Below are 13,086 nucleotides of genomic sequence, written 5' to 3'. Positions count from 1 at the left end.
AAGCCTGTGGATCAGGGCACATTGAACACCTCTATCTTGTGGTTGAAGGTGACCGACTCCCCCTTGCGTTCGAACACAAAGCGCATGCCAAATTCCCCTTCGGCGTTAAACGCCGAGGTTTCCCGATAGAAGGCGCCATTACGAAGGGAGTCCGCCATCAACACGCCCTGTGCAGGTAAGGGTGCCCCAATGGGCGCGGTAGCGCGGGTCAGCGTGTTTCCTTCCACACAGTAGCGAACCTGCTGGTTGGCAAAGTAGACCCGGCTGCCTGGAGAGAGGCCCGTCAGACTCTCGGTGCTGGTATAGCGGATGGTTTGCGCTCCGGATACGGGCGTCAGCACATCCGTAACCCTGGCTACACAACGGCCATAATCGCAGCCTGCCGTAAGCGAACCGACATTTTTGTCCGGCACGGGGAATACTATCAGCTGATCGTCTTTTTTAACGGCGGTGGCATCCACATCCAGCGGATTGGCAGCAGAAGCCGGGGTCGCCATCACCAGCTCAAGGGTGGACGTACTCCCAGACATGGCGCGGTTAAGCGCCAGATAGCGGCTCGAGGTGCTGATGGGCCAGAACCGCAAACAGGCACCGGTGTCGACCCATGTCCCGCCAGTCGTCTCGATCCGCTCCGAGCCCGGCACCGCATCACGCAATTCGCGGTTAAGCCGCTCCATGGCGAAGCGGGCATCGCTCATCAGTTGCTCACGGCTGCTGGCATCGCCATAAATCTGGGTACCGATACCGATAAACTGGCTGGTAAAGGTCGCCATAATCCCGAGCAGCAGGATGACCATCACCAGCTCGACCAGGGTAAAGCCACGGTTACCCCGAGGTTTGAGGTGGGTTCGATTAGCAGCCAGGCGTAATCTGGCGCCGGAGTTGGCTAGGGGCGCTGATATTCTGGTAGAGAGGCAACCCCAGACAGCGGAGCGATCCATCAGTAATTCCCCCGATAGAAGGAGAAGTCGAGCACGCTCTGATCCGGCAGTTTGATCTGCAGATCAATACGCTTGCCCACAGAGCAGGGGGTGGCACAACTCTTGACGGTGCCGTCGCTAAAATCGGCTCCGCTCACCGCAATTTTCACCTGATAGTTGCGATACTCCTCGCTGCTGACTCCCGTCGCAGTCTGAGTCAGCGTGTTGGCATCCACCCAGCTACCTTCGGTATCGAAATCATCCACATCGTTATAGGCATAGGATGCGGGCTCGCCATCCGGACCATAACTGGTGGAGCAGGAAGAGATGGTCACCCCTGCCACCTGCTCGCCACAACGATAACGGCCACCGTTATGATCCGAATGTTCATCAAACGACTTTTGCAAGATCTCGCCGGAGAGGCGCTGGGCCAGCTGGGCGGCACGCACCTGCTGCACCGGGTCCACCGCCTGCGGCGCCTGATTGATGAGCAACCCCAACATGCCGGTCAAGGCCACCGCCAGCAGCACTATGCCGACGATCAGCTCAATCAGGGTGAAACCGCGCTTAAGGGATCTCATGGATATATCCCTCTGACTCAATCTGGATACGGCTGGTTTCGCGACCATCACTCACCAGCAAGGTACAACCGGTGGCACAGCTGCTGCCTAGCGGTCTGCCCATCTGATCGAAGCGCAGCACGAAGCGGTTGTTGTTATCTAGGGAGATGGAGATACCGGCAGAGGGCGTAACCAGTCGACCACGGGTCTCCAACTGGGGAGTCCAGCCACTATTGGTATCCAGATCATCGCTGGCGGGACACGCAGCATAAGTACGGTGGGCAAAACGGGGAGAGGCAACCACCAGCTGGGTACAACGGTTGGCTGGCTCATGCATATTGACGGTCTGCACCAGCCGCAGCCGGGTCAGCAGCTCGTCACGTACGGTTTGAGTTTCAAAGCCGCCTTTGCCCAGCCATTTGGGCACGGCAAAGGCGGCCAGAATCCCGAGTAACAGGATCACCAGTACCAATTCAATCAGGGTAAAGCCCTTGGTTGCAGGCATGGGACTTCTCATTAGGGAAAAGAGAAAGCGAGGCCGAAGCCTCGCTTACTTAGCTATTACGGCTTTTTGCAACCATTAATTTTTGTGCTGAAGATGGCAGTTGATGTCGCTTGAGTATAAACAACAGAACAGCTGTTACCGGCACCATTATCAGGAACAAAAGTGCCAGCTGCACCTGATGTACTCCAGCCTTCCAAAGTTACAGCAGCTGAAATGGTTGCGGCAGTGGGATAGCCATAAATTACCTCTACACCGCTCAGACCAGTAAGAGGTGTTGCAGATGATGCAGCTTCCTTACCTTCCAATGCAGCTTTGCTATAAACCAAATTAGCAGAGCTTTGCAGTGCAGCCTGCACGCCTTGAGCGGCAGAATAACGAGCATCATCCTGCAGATTCAGGAACTTGGGTGCAGCGGTGACCGCCAGAATACCCAGAATGATGATCACGATAACCAGTTCGATCAGGGTAAAACCCGCCTGTTTTTTCATTTCACTTTCCTCTGTTAATTAATATTTGTGGTCACCTGACCGGACGCCGGGCGGTAACTGAAACTCATAAATGCATCAGTCTTGCCTTGCGGATCCTGATACTTGCCATCACTGCCCTTACTCAAACTATTGACCAAATAGTAACGGCAGACCGAATCCAGTCCATTACTGCTCACTGTGGCATAGTATTTCAGGTCATTGCCACTACCGCGCACTTCATTGAAGCTGGCCGTAGCCTTGGGCGGGTTTTGCAGTAACCCCTCCCAAATATTGAGACAACGTTCGGCGGTCAGATTGGCCGGATCCACATCGGGATTACCGCTTGCAACGGTATCCATCGGATAGCCGGGCGACAGCTCGCCGTTACTGATCTGGGTATCGGTCGGAGTGGTCAGATAAAAGCGACTACCGTCATAGAGCACAGTGTTGAGGCTGTCCTGTTTGGCGCGACCTTCCGCCTCCCATTGCGCCCGCACCAGTGAAACGCCGGTAGCAAAACCGCCAGAGACCCCTTCCACGCTGGCCTTTTTCGCTTCGTCAGTCACATCGAGAAAGCGCGGCAGTGCAGTCACCGCCAGGATCCCCAGGATCACGATAACGATCACCAGCTCAATGAGGGAAAAGCCGGCAGACTGTCTCCTCATCCCGTTTTCCGGCATTGTTGGTGCCATTGGTTTCATTGTCATGCTCCCTCCGTAATGCCCCACATTATTTCATGCAGGCCCAAAAAAATCATGTAGTTGGGTCATATGATTAGTTTCATTCAAGGCTTTTTCATCACCCGCCCGTCAGAAAACTGATAAACCAGCCAATAACCATCCCACCCCATCTCGCAGCCATTGCCATCGGGGCGGGCCAGAACCTGCAGAGGAGGCATGCCCCCCTTCGTCTCACCCATCAGTGCCAGCCACAACTGACGGCAATTTTCCGAAGGGGATTGCAGCGGCACCAGCCCCAGAGGCCAACCCCGGGCGTCAAACTGCCACCCCTTGCCGGCAACATGCAGTGTCTGCGGACGCCGCTCATCGAGCCAAATGCCGTGCAAACGCTGTGCCCGCTCGGCAAATTGCTCCCCCAGCAGGGTGAGAGTGAGCTGCTGCGCCTCTTCCCGGTGGCCCTGATAGCTACTCACCAACGTAGCAACAATCACCATCAACAGGGTGATCACGGCGATCCGCCGATATCCGGTCAGCCAGCGATCATCTTGCTGCGTCTGTCTGTTCATCCAGCCCTCGACTCCACCGCTCACTGGCCTCTTACGGCTCGCACATGTCCCACCACTCAGGCGTGAAGATATCCAGTTCCAGCAAGATTACTTGCCGCGAACCGCACGCATCATGTCCCACATGGGGGTGAAGATACCCAGCGCCAGGATCAGCACCATTACTGCCACAATCCCGATCAGGATCGGCTCGATCCGAGCGGTGAGGCTCTTGAGGTCATAATCCACCTCCCGCTCGTAATACTCGGCCGCTTCGTGTAGCAGGTCATCGACCTGACCGGTCTCCTCCCCCACTGCGATCATCTGCATCACCAGCGGGGTGAACAGGCAGCTGCTGCTGGCGGTGCGCAGCAGGCTCTCGCCCCGCTCGATACCGGCGCGCATATCCCGCACCCGCCCCGCCATATAAGCGTTATCCACCGCATCGGCCACCAGGGTCAGCGCCGTGTTTAGCGGCACCCCGGCCTTGAGCATCATGGAAAAACTGCGGGCAAAACGGGCCAGCAGGGAGCGCTCTATGATGGTGCCGACGATCGGCAACTTGAGCTGCCAGCGGTGCCAGGTCAGCTTGCCCTTGGTGGTGGCGACCCAGCGGCGCCAGCCGAACACCATCCCCGCCAGAATGGCGAGCAGCAGCCACCAGTAGTTGACAAAAAAGTGCGAGGTGGCGAGCAGAATGCGGGTCGCCAGCGGCAACTCCACCCCGAATTTGGCGAACATGCCGGCAAACACCGGGATCACCATGATATTGAGGATCACCATGGCGATACCGATGGCGATCATCACGAAGCTGGGGTAGCGCATGGCGGTCTTGATCCGCTTGCGGGTCTCCAGCTCCAGCTCGAAATAGTTCGCGAGCTGCAAGAAGGACTCTTCCAGCTGACCTGTGTTCTCACCCACATGGATGATGGCGACAAACAGGCTGCTGAATACCTTGGGGTGCGCCTGCATCGAGCTCGACAGCGGACGACCGTTGCCGAGATCTTCCCCCAGCGAGTGCAGCGCCCGTTTGAGCGGCTTGCTGTGAGTGCTCTCCTCCAGCCCGGCGATGGCGCGCAGGATCGGGATCCCGGCCCGAGTGAGGGCATACATCTGGCGGCTGAAGATCACCAGCTCATCCAGCTTGACGCCCCCTTCCAGCAACAGTGACCAGTCGATGGCAGCGGATTTGGCCTTGCCCGGTTTGAGCTCGGTGGGCATCACGCCACGGCGCATCAGCTGTTCGGCGGCCGCCATCTCGTTGGCCGCTTCGACCACGCCACTGGTCGCGTTGCCCTGGCTGTCACGCCCCTTGTAAGCAAAGTTAGCCATCGCTTACCCCAAATCCTCGGCCAGTCGCAGCACCTCGTCCACCGAGGTGATCCCCTGACGGGCATAATCGAGGGCTGTGAGGGCCAGCGGCCGATAGTGTTCGTGTTGACGGGCCGCCTTGGCGAACCCTTCCGCATCGTTGCGGCGCAGGGCATCCATCATCGGCTGATCCAGCTCCAGCAGCTCGTAGACCCCGATCCGGCCGGAATAACCGGTAAAGTTGCAGCTCTGGCAACCCCGGCCCTTGTGATAGGTGTATTGGCCAAGCGCCTCGCCGGAGAGTACAGTGAGCCAGGTGGCCTGCCCTTCGTCGGGCGCCTTCTCCTCAACGCAGTGCTCACATACCCGCCGCACCAGCCGCTGGGCGACCACCGCCCGCAGGGCGCTCGCCACCAGATAGCCGGGCGCCCCCATGTCGATAAGGCGCAAGGCACTGGTCACCGCATCGTTGGTGTGCAGGGTGGTCAGCACCAGGTGACCTGTGATGGCGCCACGCAGACCGATCTCTACCGTCTCGTTGTCCCGCATCTCCCCCACCAGCAGGATGTCCGGATCCTGACGCAGGGTGGAGCGCAGCACGTTGGAGAAGGTGAGGCCGATCTTGGGGTTGACCTGCACCTGATTGACACGGGAGAGACGATACTCCACCGGGTCTTCTACCGTGATGATCTTGTTGCTGGACTGGTTGAGCTCGGAGAGCGCGCCATAGAGGGTGGTGGTCTTGCCGCTACCGGTGGGGCCGGTCACCAGGATCATCCCGTGTGGCCGTTTGAGCTGGCGACGGAAACGGGTCAGGATCTCTGGCGGCATGCCGGTCTCGGTCAGCGACAGGATACCGGAGGATTGATCCAGCAGACGCATCACCACTGATTCACCATACTGCACCGGCATGGTGGACATCCGCACATCCACATCGCGGCCGCGCACCTTCATGTTGAAGCGACCATCCTGCGGCAAGCGCTTCTCGGAGATATCGAGCCCCGCCACCAGCTTGAGGCGTAGCACCAACGCCTGGGCGATGCGCACCTCGTTGAGGATGTTCTCGTGGAGGATGCCGTCGATCCGCTGGCGAATGCGCAGCACCTTCTCGTCCGGTTCGATGTGGATATCCGACGCCCCCACCTGCACCGCATCCTCGAACAGGGAGCGCAGCAGCTTGGCCACCGTCGCCTCTCCCTCGTCGTTGGCCCCCAGATTGCTGGAGCCCAGCTCGAAGCCGGAGTCCTGATACTCCTCTTGCAGCTGTTCGGCGAAACTCTCAATCTCGCGGGTACGGCGATAGAGGCGGTCGAAATACTCCAGCAGTTGCCCTTCCCGCGCCACCGCCAGCACCATAATGCGCGGGCTGAGCAGGGCGGCGATGGCATCCAGTGCGCTCAGATCCGCCGGATCCGACATCGCCACCGTCACCTTGTCGTCGGTAAGGTTGACCGCCAGCGCCCGGTAACGGCGCGCCTGCACCTCGGGCAGCAGCGGCACCGCAGCGGCGTCGATGGTGAGGTTGTTGAGATCGAAGAAGGGCACATCCAGCTGGCGGGCGAGGAACTGCAACAGCTGCACCTCGCTGATAAAGCCGAGGTCGATGAGAGTGGTGCCCAGCTTGCGGCCGGTCTGACGCTGCTGCTGCAGGGCAAGCTGCAGCTGATCATCAGAGATGATCTGCTCTTGTACCAGCAGGTCGCCGAGGCGCATTTTCAGTCTGGGTTGTGCCATGTTTGCTCCGATCTCTGTTACTTCACACCCGTTGCCGCATCCGATTAGGCTTAGCTAATCGAACCTGCTGTTTATCAAGGGGTTAGTTGACCAATTCGTTGTTCCAGCCAGTTGGTCGACGCCTCGCCGAGGTTGCCGTGCAGCAAGGCGTTGCGATAGGCATCGAGCGCCCGCTGGCTGTGGCCCTGACCATCCTCGGCCACGCCGAGGCCAAGCCACCAGCGGCCCTGATCCGGCTGCTGACGCAGCAGCTTCACATAGAGCGCCGCCGCATCGGCATTCTGGCCCAGCTCCTGAGTCAGCCCGGCCCAGGTGGCGTAGTAGTCCATGTTGCTGGCGAGATCCGGCTGATAACCGGACAACCAGCCAAGCGCCTGCTGCTGCTGCCCCTCGCTGATGGCAAGGCGGGCCAGCAGCAGACGAAAATCGGCCTGCTGGGGATTGAGCCGGATCCCCTCTTCCAGCAGCTGACGCGCCTCGGTCAGGCGGCCCTCGCCGTAGAGCAGCCCCGCCAGCTGCTCGCGCGCCCCCTGGTTGTAGGGATCGTGGGCCAGCACCTGATAGTAGTTGTCCTGCGCATCCCGCAGGCTTCCCTTGGCCATGGCGGTCGTCGCCTTGCGCTCCGCCAGTGCCGCCAGCTCCTTGGCCGACAGCTCGACCGTCTCGATCTTCAATACGCTCGGTTTGCGCGGCGCGCTGGCGACTGCCTGCTGCTCTGCCGCCAGTTCGGCGTAAAGCTCGGGCTGCAGCTCTTCATCGGTCGGCTCCGTCTCGTCAACATCGCTGGAGGCATCAAAGGGCGCACCGTCGGCCATGCTGTCCGAGTCACTCTCGCCTGCCTCATCATTCACCTCATCCAAACTTGGCAGCGGCAGCGCAGCCGCCACCTCGACCGGCTCGGGCGGGCTGACCGGCGCGGCGGCCCTTGCCACCACATCGGGGGCGATCACTTCGCTGGCAGCCGTCACGGTATGGGTCTGCTGCCAGTAGATCCAGGTTCGCCAACCAAGGATCCCCAGTGCCAGACCGCAGATCAGGGTCAGCAGCAACATCCACCATCCCTGCTGGCGCGCAGGGGCAATATAGACGGCAGCACCTTCGGATCCTTGCTGGCGCCGGTCCAGATCTTTCAGCATCTGGTTGATAACGCTCATGGCCAGACTCCATAAGCCAGGGCGCACCCCAGCAACAGTAACAGGGGCCACCAGCGCCGTGGCGCAAAGCGGCGGGCATCGTCGGTATCGCGAATGGCGAGCCGTACCAGACGGCTATCGATCTGACGCACACCCTGACCATAGGCCAGCATCAGGCACTTCTGCGCCAGGATATTGATAAGTCTCGGGATCCCTCGCGATGCGCGCCACAACAGGCGCATGGCTCGACCTGCAAACAGCGGAGCCCCGCGATACCCGGAGACCTGCAATCTGTGCTCCAGATAGGCGCGAGTCTCGTCAAAACGCAGCGGCCGCAGGCAGTAGGAGAAGCCAATCCGCTGGCGCAGTTGGCGCAGATGCGACTTGGCCAGTCTGGCATCCAGCTCCGGCTGGCCGAACAGCACGATCTGCAGCAGCTTGCTCGATTCGGTCTCGAGATTGCCGAACAGGCGGATCGCCTCCAGCGTCTCGTCCGGCAGCGCTTGCGCCTCGTCGATCAGCACAACCACCCGACTGCCCTGCTGGTGCAAGCTGATCAGGTGACGATGGATACGATCGGTCAGATCCAGCTCGCTCTGATCCCGTACCGCCAACCCCAGCTCCAGCGCCAGCGCGATGCGCAGCTCGGCCGGAGTGAGGTGGGGATTGGGCAACCAGGCAAGCCGCACCGGACGCGCTTCCGAACCCAGCTCGCTGAGCAGCTTGCGGCAGAGCAGGGTCTTGCCGGTGCCCACCTCACCGGTCACCTTGATAAAGCCCTCCCCCTGCGCCAGCGCCCAGTTAAGCACCTGCAGCGCCTCTTCGTGAGGCGGCAGGCCGTAGTAGAAGCCGGTATTGGGAGTGAGGCTGAACGGTGCCTCCTGCAGGCCGAAGTGGGTCAGGTACATGAGACCTCACCTGCCACGACAAGCAAGCAGCCTGTGCTGGCAAGGCAGCACAGGCAGTTCGGAATAAGGGTGACCGCATCTGGTGTCATGGGTCAGCCCTTGGCCGGATACCACTTGTCGAGCAGCTCGGAGGAGCGTTGCAGCTCGTTTTGCCAGGTATCTTTCTCCACCACGGTCGGTTTGAGCATGATCACCAGCTCCACCTTCTTGGTGCTCTCGCGGCGGTTGGTAAAGGCTTCACCCACCCAGGGAATATCCCCCAGCAGCGGCACCTTGCTGACGATCTCCTGCTTGTCGGTCTTCATCAGGCCGCCGATAACGATGATGTCACCGTTATTGGCCTGCACCACGGTATCGGATTCGCGTATCGAGCTTTTCGCCAACGGCAACACCAGCGTATCGCTGTCTGTCACCTTTATGGTCTTGGTTTGCTCTTCAGTATCGATAACGGAGGGATGGATATGCAGCAGCACCTTACCCTCTTCATCGATCTGTGGTGTTACATCCAAAGAGATACCTGAGAAGAAAGGGGTCAACTCTACATTGGGAGTTGTTCGGTCACCGCTCGTCGTGCTCACGGTTGTTGTCGATGCATTGGTGACAAAATATTCGTCCGTCCCCACCTTGATCACCGCCTTCTGGTTGTTGGTCGCGGTGACACGGGGGCTGGAGAGGGTATTCACATCGCCCTGGGTCTTGAGCAGGTTGACCGCCACATTGAAGTTGCCGTCAGAGACCTTGAAACCGGCGCCGCCACCCAGTGCAGTGAAGATCTGATTAGGGGTGGTGGGTAACTGGGTATTGGCCAGTGAACCGCCACCGGTAATCCCCTTGTTGCCATCCCAGCTAGCGGAGAGACCGCTCCAGTCCACTCCCTGCTCATACCCTTCGTTGAGGGCAACTTCGATGATCCGCGCCTCCAGCACCACCTGCCGCTTGAGGTGACTATCGGATTGATTCAGGAATTCACGCACTGCCTTGAGCTCTTTCGGGTAGGCGCGAATGGTGACCAGACCCGCCTGCGGGCTGGTGATCACCGCGCGACCATCACCCGTGCCAATCAGGGTCTGCAGAGAGTCGCGCAGATCAGTCCAGTAGTCGCTGTTGGTATCGGTCTCGATACGGGTGCCATTGCTGCTGTTGCCGTTCGAGTTGTTGCCGGAGGAGTTATTGGTGCTGTTGTTGTTCGATGCACTGTCAAAACTGCTGTCGCTGCTGTTATTGCTGTCATTGGCGGTCACCCCGCCGGTGCTGACCGAGGTGCGGGAGAGGCCACGACGGGACATCATCAGGTAGTTGACCGGGATGGTTTCGGTACGCAGACCCGCCGGATAGATATGGAAGACATTGCCCTTGCGCTGCACGTCGAAGCCGTACATGTCGCCCACCACCGCCAGCACTTCCGGCAGAGTCACATCCTTGAGCTCGACGGAAACCAGCCCGGCCACCCCGGGGTGAACCGCCACGCTGTAGCGGGAGCCCTTGAACAGGGAACCGAAAAACTCCACCGCCTCCACGTCGTGAGCCGCGATACGCAGCCGCTTCTCCGGCATGCCGACCGGCATCTGCGGCCGGTTCAGCTGCAGCAATTCACTTTGCACCGATTTGGGCAACGCGGTCAGAGGGGCAGCCTGTTTCTGCTGTTCGTTCATGGCCTGTTTGAGGGCATCCTTGGCCTGGGTCGGCTCGGGGTGCTGATACGTGGTACAGCCTGCAGCCATCATGGCCACGGAGATCAGACAGAGACGGTGTTTATTCATGTAATTAGGGCACCCTGACTTGCAATTAAACTCGATAAAGCCGATTCACCTCTCGAGAGGCAAGCACGACTCAAACCCGGATCTTGCTGGCAAACAGTGTTACCGCATGGCGTTTTCCCGCCTTTTCCAGCACCACGGCATCGGCATTGATGGCCACCAGCGTATAGCCGTCCACCTGTTGTCCGACCCGATAACTCTTGCCATTGAGTACCGCCAGTGCCGGGCCATTGCCCAGCACCACACTCTGCAGCTTCGGCAAACCGGCACTGCTCTCGCCGGTTGCACGGGCGCCAACCGCCACGTCCGCCAGCGGCGCGGTGGGATCCTGCAATACCTCGACCTGCTCCGCCTGTACCAGCAAGCTGAACAGGCAACAGCACAACGCAAACACTCTAGCCACGGATAAACTCCTTGCTGGTACTCAGGGTGTAGATCTCCATCTCCACCACAGCGCCGGGATAGGCTTTGACCTGATAGTCGAACTGCTTCCAGTAAAAGTGTCGCGGCAAGGCTTCCAGCGCTTTAAGATATTGATACACATCGAAATAGCCGCCTTCAAGCTGAAGCCGGATACCATGCTTGTAGAGATTGACCTTCTGCTCTCCCGCCATCAGCGGGGTCGGCTCCAGCGAACTGAGGGCCAGCATGTGAAGGTTGGCGGAGCGGGAGAGCAGCGCCTCCAGCACCAGCGGCATCTCGTGCGCCGGGATCAGATCGACGGTCTGGGCCTTCAGTTCATCGTCGATCCGGGCCAGATCCGCTTCGACCTGCGCCAGCTGGTCGCGAACTCCCTGGTTGGGATCCCGCTTGAGCCGGGCCTGTTTGCCGAGGTTTTCCAGCTCCATGATCTCGAGGTCACGCTCGGCGGCGCTCAGGGCCATGCGATCCTGCTGCAGGCGAGTATCGGCGCCATCGAGCCAGCCGTAGAGTCCGGCCGCGCCCAGCAGCACCAGACCGGTCAGCAGGATCAACACCCGCTCCCGCTGGCTCAACACGGCGATACGCTGGCCCCATGCCTGCCATTGTGCTTTCAGGTTCATCAGGGTTTCTCCCGCGCAATGCCGCTCAACTGGAAGGTCAGGCGACCCTCCTTGTCACGGCCGAGGGTCAGTTCACCAAACTCCTTGCCCACCAGACTCGGGGTCTGCTTGAAGCGATTGACCCAGGCCGGCACATCCTGACTGCGCCCGGCAAAGCCGGAGAGGTTGATCCGCCCTTCGTTGATCTCGATGCGCTGCAACGAGAGGTTGCTGTTGCGAATGCGGGAGAGATCCGCCATCACGCTGGCGTAGCCCTGGGATTTTTGCAGGGTCAAGCTGCCCAATTGGCGCATCAGCCCCTGCTTGGCCGTCAGCTCATCCTGCTTGTTGACCAGTTGCTGTTGCAGCCTGGGATCTGCCTGATGGCGCGCCAGCTCGGCATCGAGCCGCTGTGCCTCGCTGCGCTTGAGTTCCAGCTCGGCAGAGCGCTGCGCCAGCGCCCGGCTGACCTGCTGCTGTTGCCAGCTGTAACCAACACCCGTCAACAGGATCAGCAGCAGCGCAAAGCCCCATACCAGCGCCATCTGATTGAGGCTGGCCCACTGCCGCTTGGGGCGAAACTCGGCGCCATAGAGGTTTATCTGACGTTTCATCACGCATCCTCCCCGATGGCGGCTGCGTAGGCCGAGAGGTATTCGACGCCGGCCAGGATCGCCTTGTTGGCCATGGCGGAGACGGCAAAGCCGAAGGTCTGCTCCATGTGGCGCACCAGGGTACCGATAAAGGGCGAGGCGACGGCAAACTGCATCTGCCCCAGCTCGGGCAATTTCAGCTGGCCCGCCAGATAGTCGAGGGAGCGCTGGATCTCCAGCGCCAGTGAATCGAGCAGCATGCTGTCCGGCTCATGTTCGCCAGTCAGGCTGGTAAAACCGCGCAACTGGCGGGAGAAGCAGAGCCCGCCCTGATGGAAGACCAGCAGTTGCAGATCCTGCCCCTTGGGCTGCCACAGCAGCATGCGCACCGTCTCGTCAGCATCGTAGAGAGAGGTGAGCGCCAATTCGTCGCTGATGATGGATTGCAGGGTCGCGATGCCGTTGATGGCATCGGCCAGCTGCTGCACCCGGCTCTTGGGCAAGCAGATCACATTGATGCGCGGGCGACCGGCAGGCGGGGTGGGCAAGTCCACATAATCCATCGCCAGTTGCAGCACGGGTTCGCTGACATAATCCTTGATGGCCCAGGGGAGCGCCCCCGCCATCTCGGCGTCAGGCACGGCAGGCTTGTCGATCTGGATCTGTTGATAAAGGCTGGCGGCGAGGGCCACCCGCACCGTAGACTTGGCCAGCCCATGACGGCTGAACAGCTCGTTCATGGCCACAGCCCACTCCTGTGGGCCGTTGATGGTGCGCGTCGCGAAGACGGGGGGATTGCCCACCGCAGCCAGCATGATCCTGTCATTGGCCAGCAAGAGCCCGACCTGGCGGCTTGGCGTCGACCGTCTGAACAGTTGTTTCATGTAAGCCCGCCCATCAATAGTGATTAAATGTATGAAATATTAACATAAACAGCAGATTAGCCTCCAGATT

Annotated in this window: 15 protein-coding genes; all 15 read right to left on the bottom strand. The window is 60.0% G+C overall.

Annotated features, from left to right (window positions below):
• Window positions 1–11: 11 nt before the first annotated feature.
• The 15 genes from ACB042_RS15560 to ACB042_RS15490 all read right to left on the bottom strand — a co-directional run bounded on the left by ACB042_RS15560 (window position 12) and on the right by ACB042_RS15490 (window position 13,016).
• On the bottom strand, window positions 12–941 hold the full coding sequence (locus ACB042_RS15560) for a PilW family protein (RefSeq protein WP_371178688.1): 930 nt from the start codon (window positions 939–941) through the stop codon (window positions 12–14).
• On the bottom strand, window positions 941–1,501 hold the full coding sequence (locus ACB042_RS15555) for a prepilin-type N-terminal cleavage/methylation domain-containing protein (protein ID WP_371178687.1): 561 nt from the start codon (window positions 1,499–1,501) through the stop codon (window positions 941–943). Before ACB042_RS15555 ends, ACB042_RS15560 begins: the two co-directional genes overlap by 1 nt.
• Window positions 1,488–1,985, bottom strand: coding sequence for a prepilin-type N-terminal cleavage/methylation domain-containing protein (locus ACB042_RS15550; RefSeq protein ID WP_120416281.1), 498 nt, complete (start codon window positions 1,983–1,985; stop codon window positions 1,488–1,490). The genes ACB042_RS15555 and ACB042_RS15550 overlap by 14 nt, the downstream gene beginning before the upstream one ends.
• A 56-nt stretch (window positions 1,986–2,041) precedes the next feature.
• Entirely contained in the window at window positions 2,042–2,473 is a 432-nt protein-coding gene (locus ACB042_RS15545; RefSeq protein ID WP_124930345.1) for a prepilin-type N-terminal cleavage/methylation domain-containing protein, read from the bottom strand.
• A gap of 14 nt (window positions 2,474–2,487) precedes the next feature.
• On the bottom strand, window positions 2,488–3,159 hold the full coding sequence (locus ACB042_RS15540) for a prepilin-type N-terminal cleavage/methylation domain-containing protein (RefSeq protein WP_129504847.1): 672 nt from the start codon (window positions 3,157–3,159) through the stop codon (window positions 2,488–2,490).
• 77 nt (window positions 3,160–3,236) lie between these two features.
• Entirely contained in the window at window positions 3,237–3,698 is a 462-nt protein-coding gene (locus tag ACB042_RS15535; protein WP_371178686.1) for a hypothetical protein, read from the bottom strand.
• Window positions 3,699–3,785: 87 nt separating this feature from the next.
• Window positions 3,786–5,006, bottom strand: a complete 1,221-nt coding sequence (locus ACB042_RS15530; RefSeq protein WP_371178685.1) for a type II secretion system F family protein — start codon at window positions 5,004–5,006, stop codon at window positions 3,786–3,788.
• Between the two features lie 3 nt (window positions 5,007–5,009).
• On the bottom strand, window positions 5,010–6,719 hold the full coding sequence (gene mshE, locus ACB042_RS15525) for an MSHA fimbrial ATPase MshE (RefSeq protein WP_139438632.1): 1,710 nt from the start codon (window positions 6,717–6,719) through the stop codon (window positions 5,010–5,012).
• A 74-nt stretch (window positions 6,720–6,793) separates the two neighbouring features.
• On the bottom strand, window positions 6,794–7,873 hold the full coding sequence (locus ACB042_RS15520; protein WP_371178684.1) for a tetratricopeptide repeat protein: 1,080 nt from the start codon (window positions 7,871–7,873) through the stop codon (window positions 6,794–6,796).
• Window positions 7,870–8,760 (bottom strand): MSHA fimbrial biogenesis protein MshM, encoded by an 891-nt coding sequence (gene mshM / locus ACB042_RS15515; protein ID WP_129504851.1) that lies wholly within the window; start codon window positions 8,758–8,760, stop codon window positions 7,870–7,872. The genes ACB042_RS15520 and mshM overlap by 4 nt, the downstream gene beginning before the upstream one ends.
• A 92-nt stretch (window positions 8,761–8,852) precedes the next feature.
• Window positions 8,853–10,520, bottom strand: coding sequence for a pilus (MSHA type) biogenesis protein MshL (mshL, locus tag ACB042_RS15510; protein WP_042052547.1), 1,668 nt, complete (start codon window positions 10,518–10,520; stop codon window positions 8,853–8,855).
• Window positions 10,521–10,590: 70 nt separating this feature from the next.
• A complete protein-coding gene (locus ACB042_RS15505) occupies window positions 10,591–10,920 on the bottom strand; it encodes an MSHA biogenesis protein MshK (RefSeq protein ID WP_005342886.1) in 330 nt (109 codons plus the stop codon).
• On the bottom strand, window positions 10,913–11,560 hold the full coding sequence (locus ACB042_RS15500) for a hypothetical protein (protein WP_005340017.1): 648 nt from the start codon (window positions 11,558–11,560) through the stop codon (window positions 10,913–10,915). Before ACB042_RS15500 ends, ACB042_RS15505 begins: the two co-directional genes overlap by 8 nt.
• A complete protein-coding gene (locus tag ACB042_RS15495; RefSeq protein WP_005348605.1) occupies window positions 11,560–12,153 on the bottom strand; it encodes a PilN domain-containing protein in 594 nt (197 codons plus the stop codon). Before ACB042_RS15495 ends, ACB042_RS15500 begins: the two co-directional genes overlap by 1 nt.
• Window positions 12,153–13,016, bottom strand: coding sequence for a hypothetical protein (locus ACB042_RS15490; RefSeq protein ID WP_047434655.1), 864 nt, complete (start codon window positions 13,014–13,016; stop codon window positions 12,153–12,155). Before ACB042_RS15490 ends, ACB042_RS15495 begins: the two co-directional genes overlap by 1 nt.
• Between the last annotated feature and the right edge of the window lie 70 nt (window positions 13,017–13,086).

Origin of the sequence: Aeromonas sp. S13(2024), assembly GCF_041402405.1 — a bacterium.
Classification (GTDB): domain Bacteria; phylum Pseudomonadota; class Gammaproteobacteria; order Enterobacterales; family Aeromonadaceae; genus Aeromonas; species Aeromonas veronii.
This window is presented reverse-complemented; position numbering and strand designations above follow the sequence as displayed.

What these genes read in the sequence shown, in the direction of transcription:
- ACB042_RS15500 (WP_005340017.1), bottom strand. Translation starts at nt 11,560, where the DNA reads ATGAACCTGAAAGCACAATGGCAGGCATGGGGCCAGCGTATCGCCGTG.
- ACB042_RS15560 (WP_371178688.1), bottom strand. Translation starts at nt 941, where the DNA reads ATGGATCGCTCCGCTGTCTGGGGTTGCCTCTCTACCAGAATATCAGCG.
- ACB042_RS15520 (WP_371178684.1), bottom strand. Translation starts at nt 7,873, where the DNA reads ATGAGCGTTATCAACCAGATGCTGAAAGATCTGGACCGGCGCCAGCAA.
- ACB042_RS15535 (WP_371178686.1), bottom strand. Translation starts at nt 3,698, where the DNA reads ATGAACAGACAGACGCAGCAAGATGATCGCTGGCTGACCGGATATCGG.
- mshE (WP_139438632.1), bottom strand. Translation starts at nt 6,719, where the DNA reads ATGGCACAACCCAGACTGAAAATGCGCCTCGGCGACCTGCTGGTACAA.
- ACB042_RS15545 (WP_124930345.1), bottom strand. Translation starts at nt 2,473, where the DNA reads ATGAAAAAACAGGCGGGTTTTACCCTGATCGAACTGGTTATCGTGATC.
- ACB042_RS15490 (WP_047434655.1), bottom strand. Translation starts at nt 13,016, where the DNA reads ATGAAACAACTGTTCAGACGGTCGACGCCAAGCCGCCAGGTCGGGCTC.
- ACB042_RS15540 (WP_129504847.1), bottom strand. Translation starts at nt 3,159, where the DNA reads ATGACAATGAAACCAATGGCACCAACAATGCCGGAAAACGGGATGAGG.
- ACB042_RS15555 (WP_371178687.1), bottom strand. Translation starts at nt 1,501, where the DNA reads ATGAGATCCCTTAAGCGCGGTTTCACCCTGATTGAGCTGATCGTCGGC.
- mshL (WP_042052547.1), bottom strand. Translation starts at nt 10,520, where the DNA reads ATGAATAAACACCGTCTCTGTCTGATCTCCGTGGCCATGATGGCTGCA.
- ACB042_RS15550 (WP_120416281.1), bottom strand. Translation starts at nt 1,985, where the DNA reads ATGCCTGCAACCAAGGGCTTTACCCTGATTGAATTGGTACTGGTGATC.
- ACB042_RS15530 (WP_371178685.1), bottom strand. Translation starts at nt 5,006, where the DNA reads ATGGCTAACTTTGCTTACAAGGGGCGTGACAGCCAGGGCAACGCGACC.
- mshM (WP_129504851.1), bottom strand. Translation starts at nt 8,760, where the DNA reads ATGTACCTGACCCACTTCGGCCTGCAGGAGGCACCGTTCAGCCTCACT.
- ACB042_RS15495 (WP_005348605.1), bottom strand. Translation starts at nt 12,153, where the DNA reads ATGAAACGTCAGATAAACCTCTATGGCGCCGAGTTTCGCCCCAAGCGG.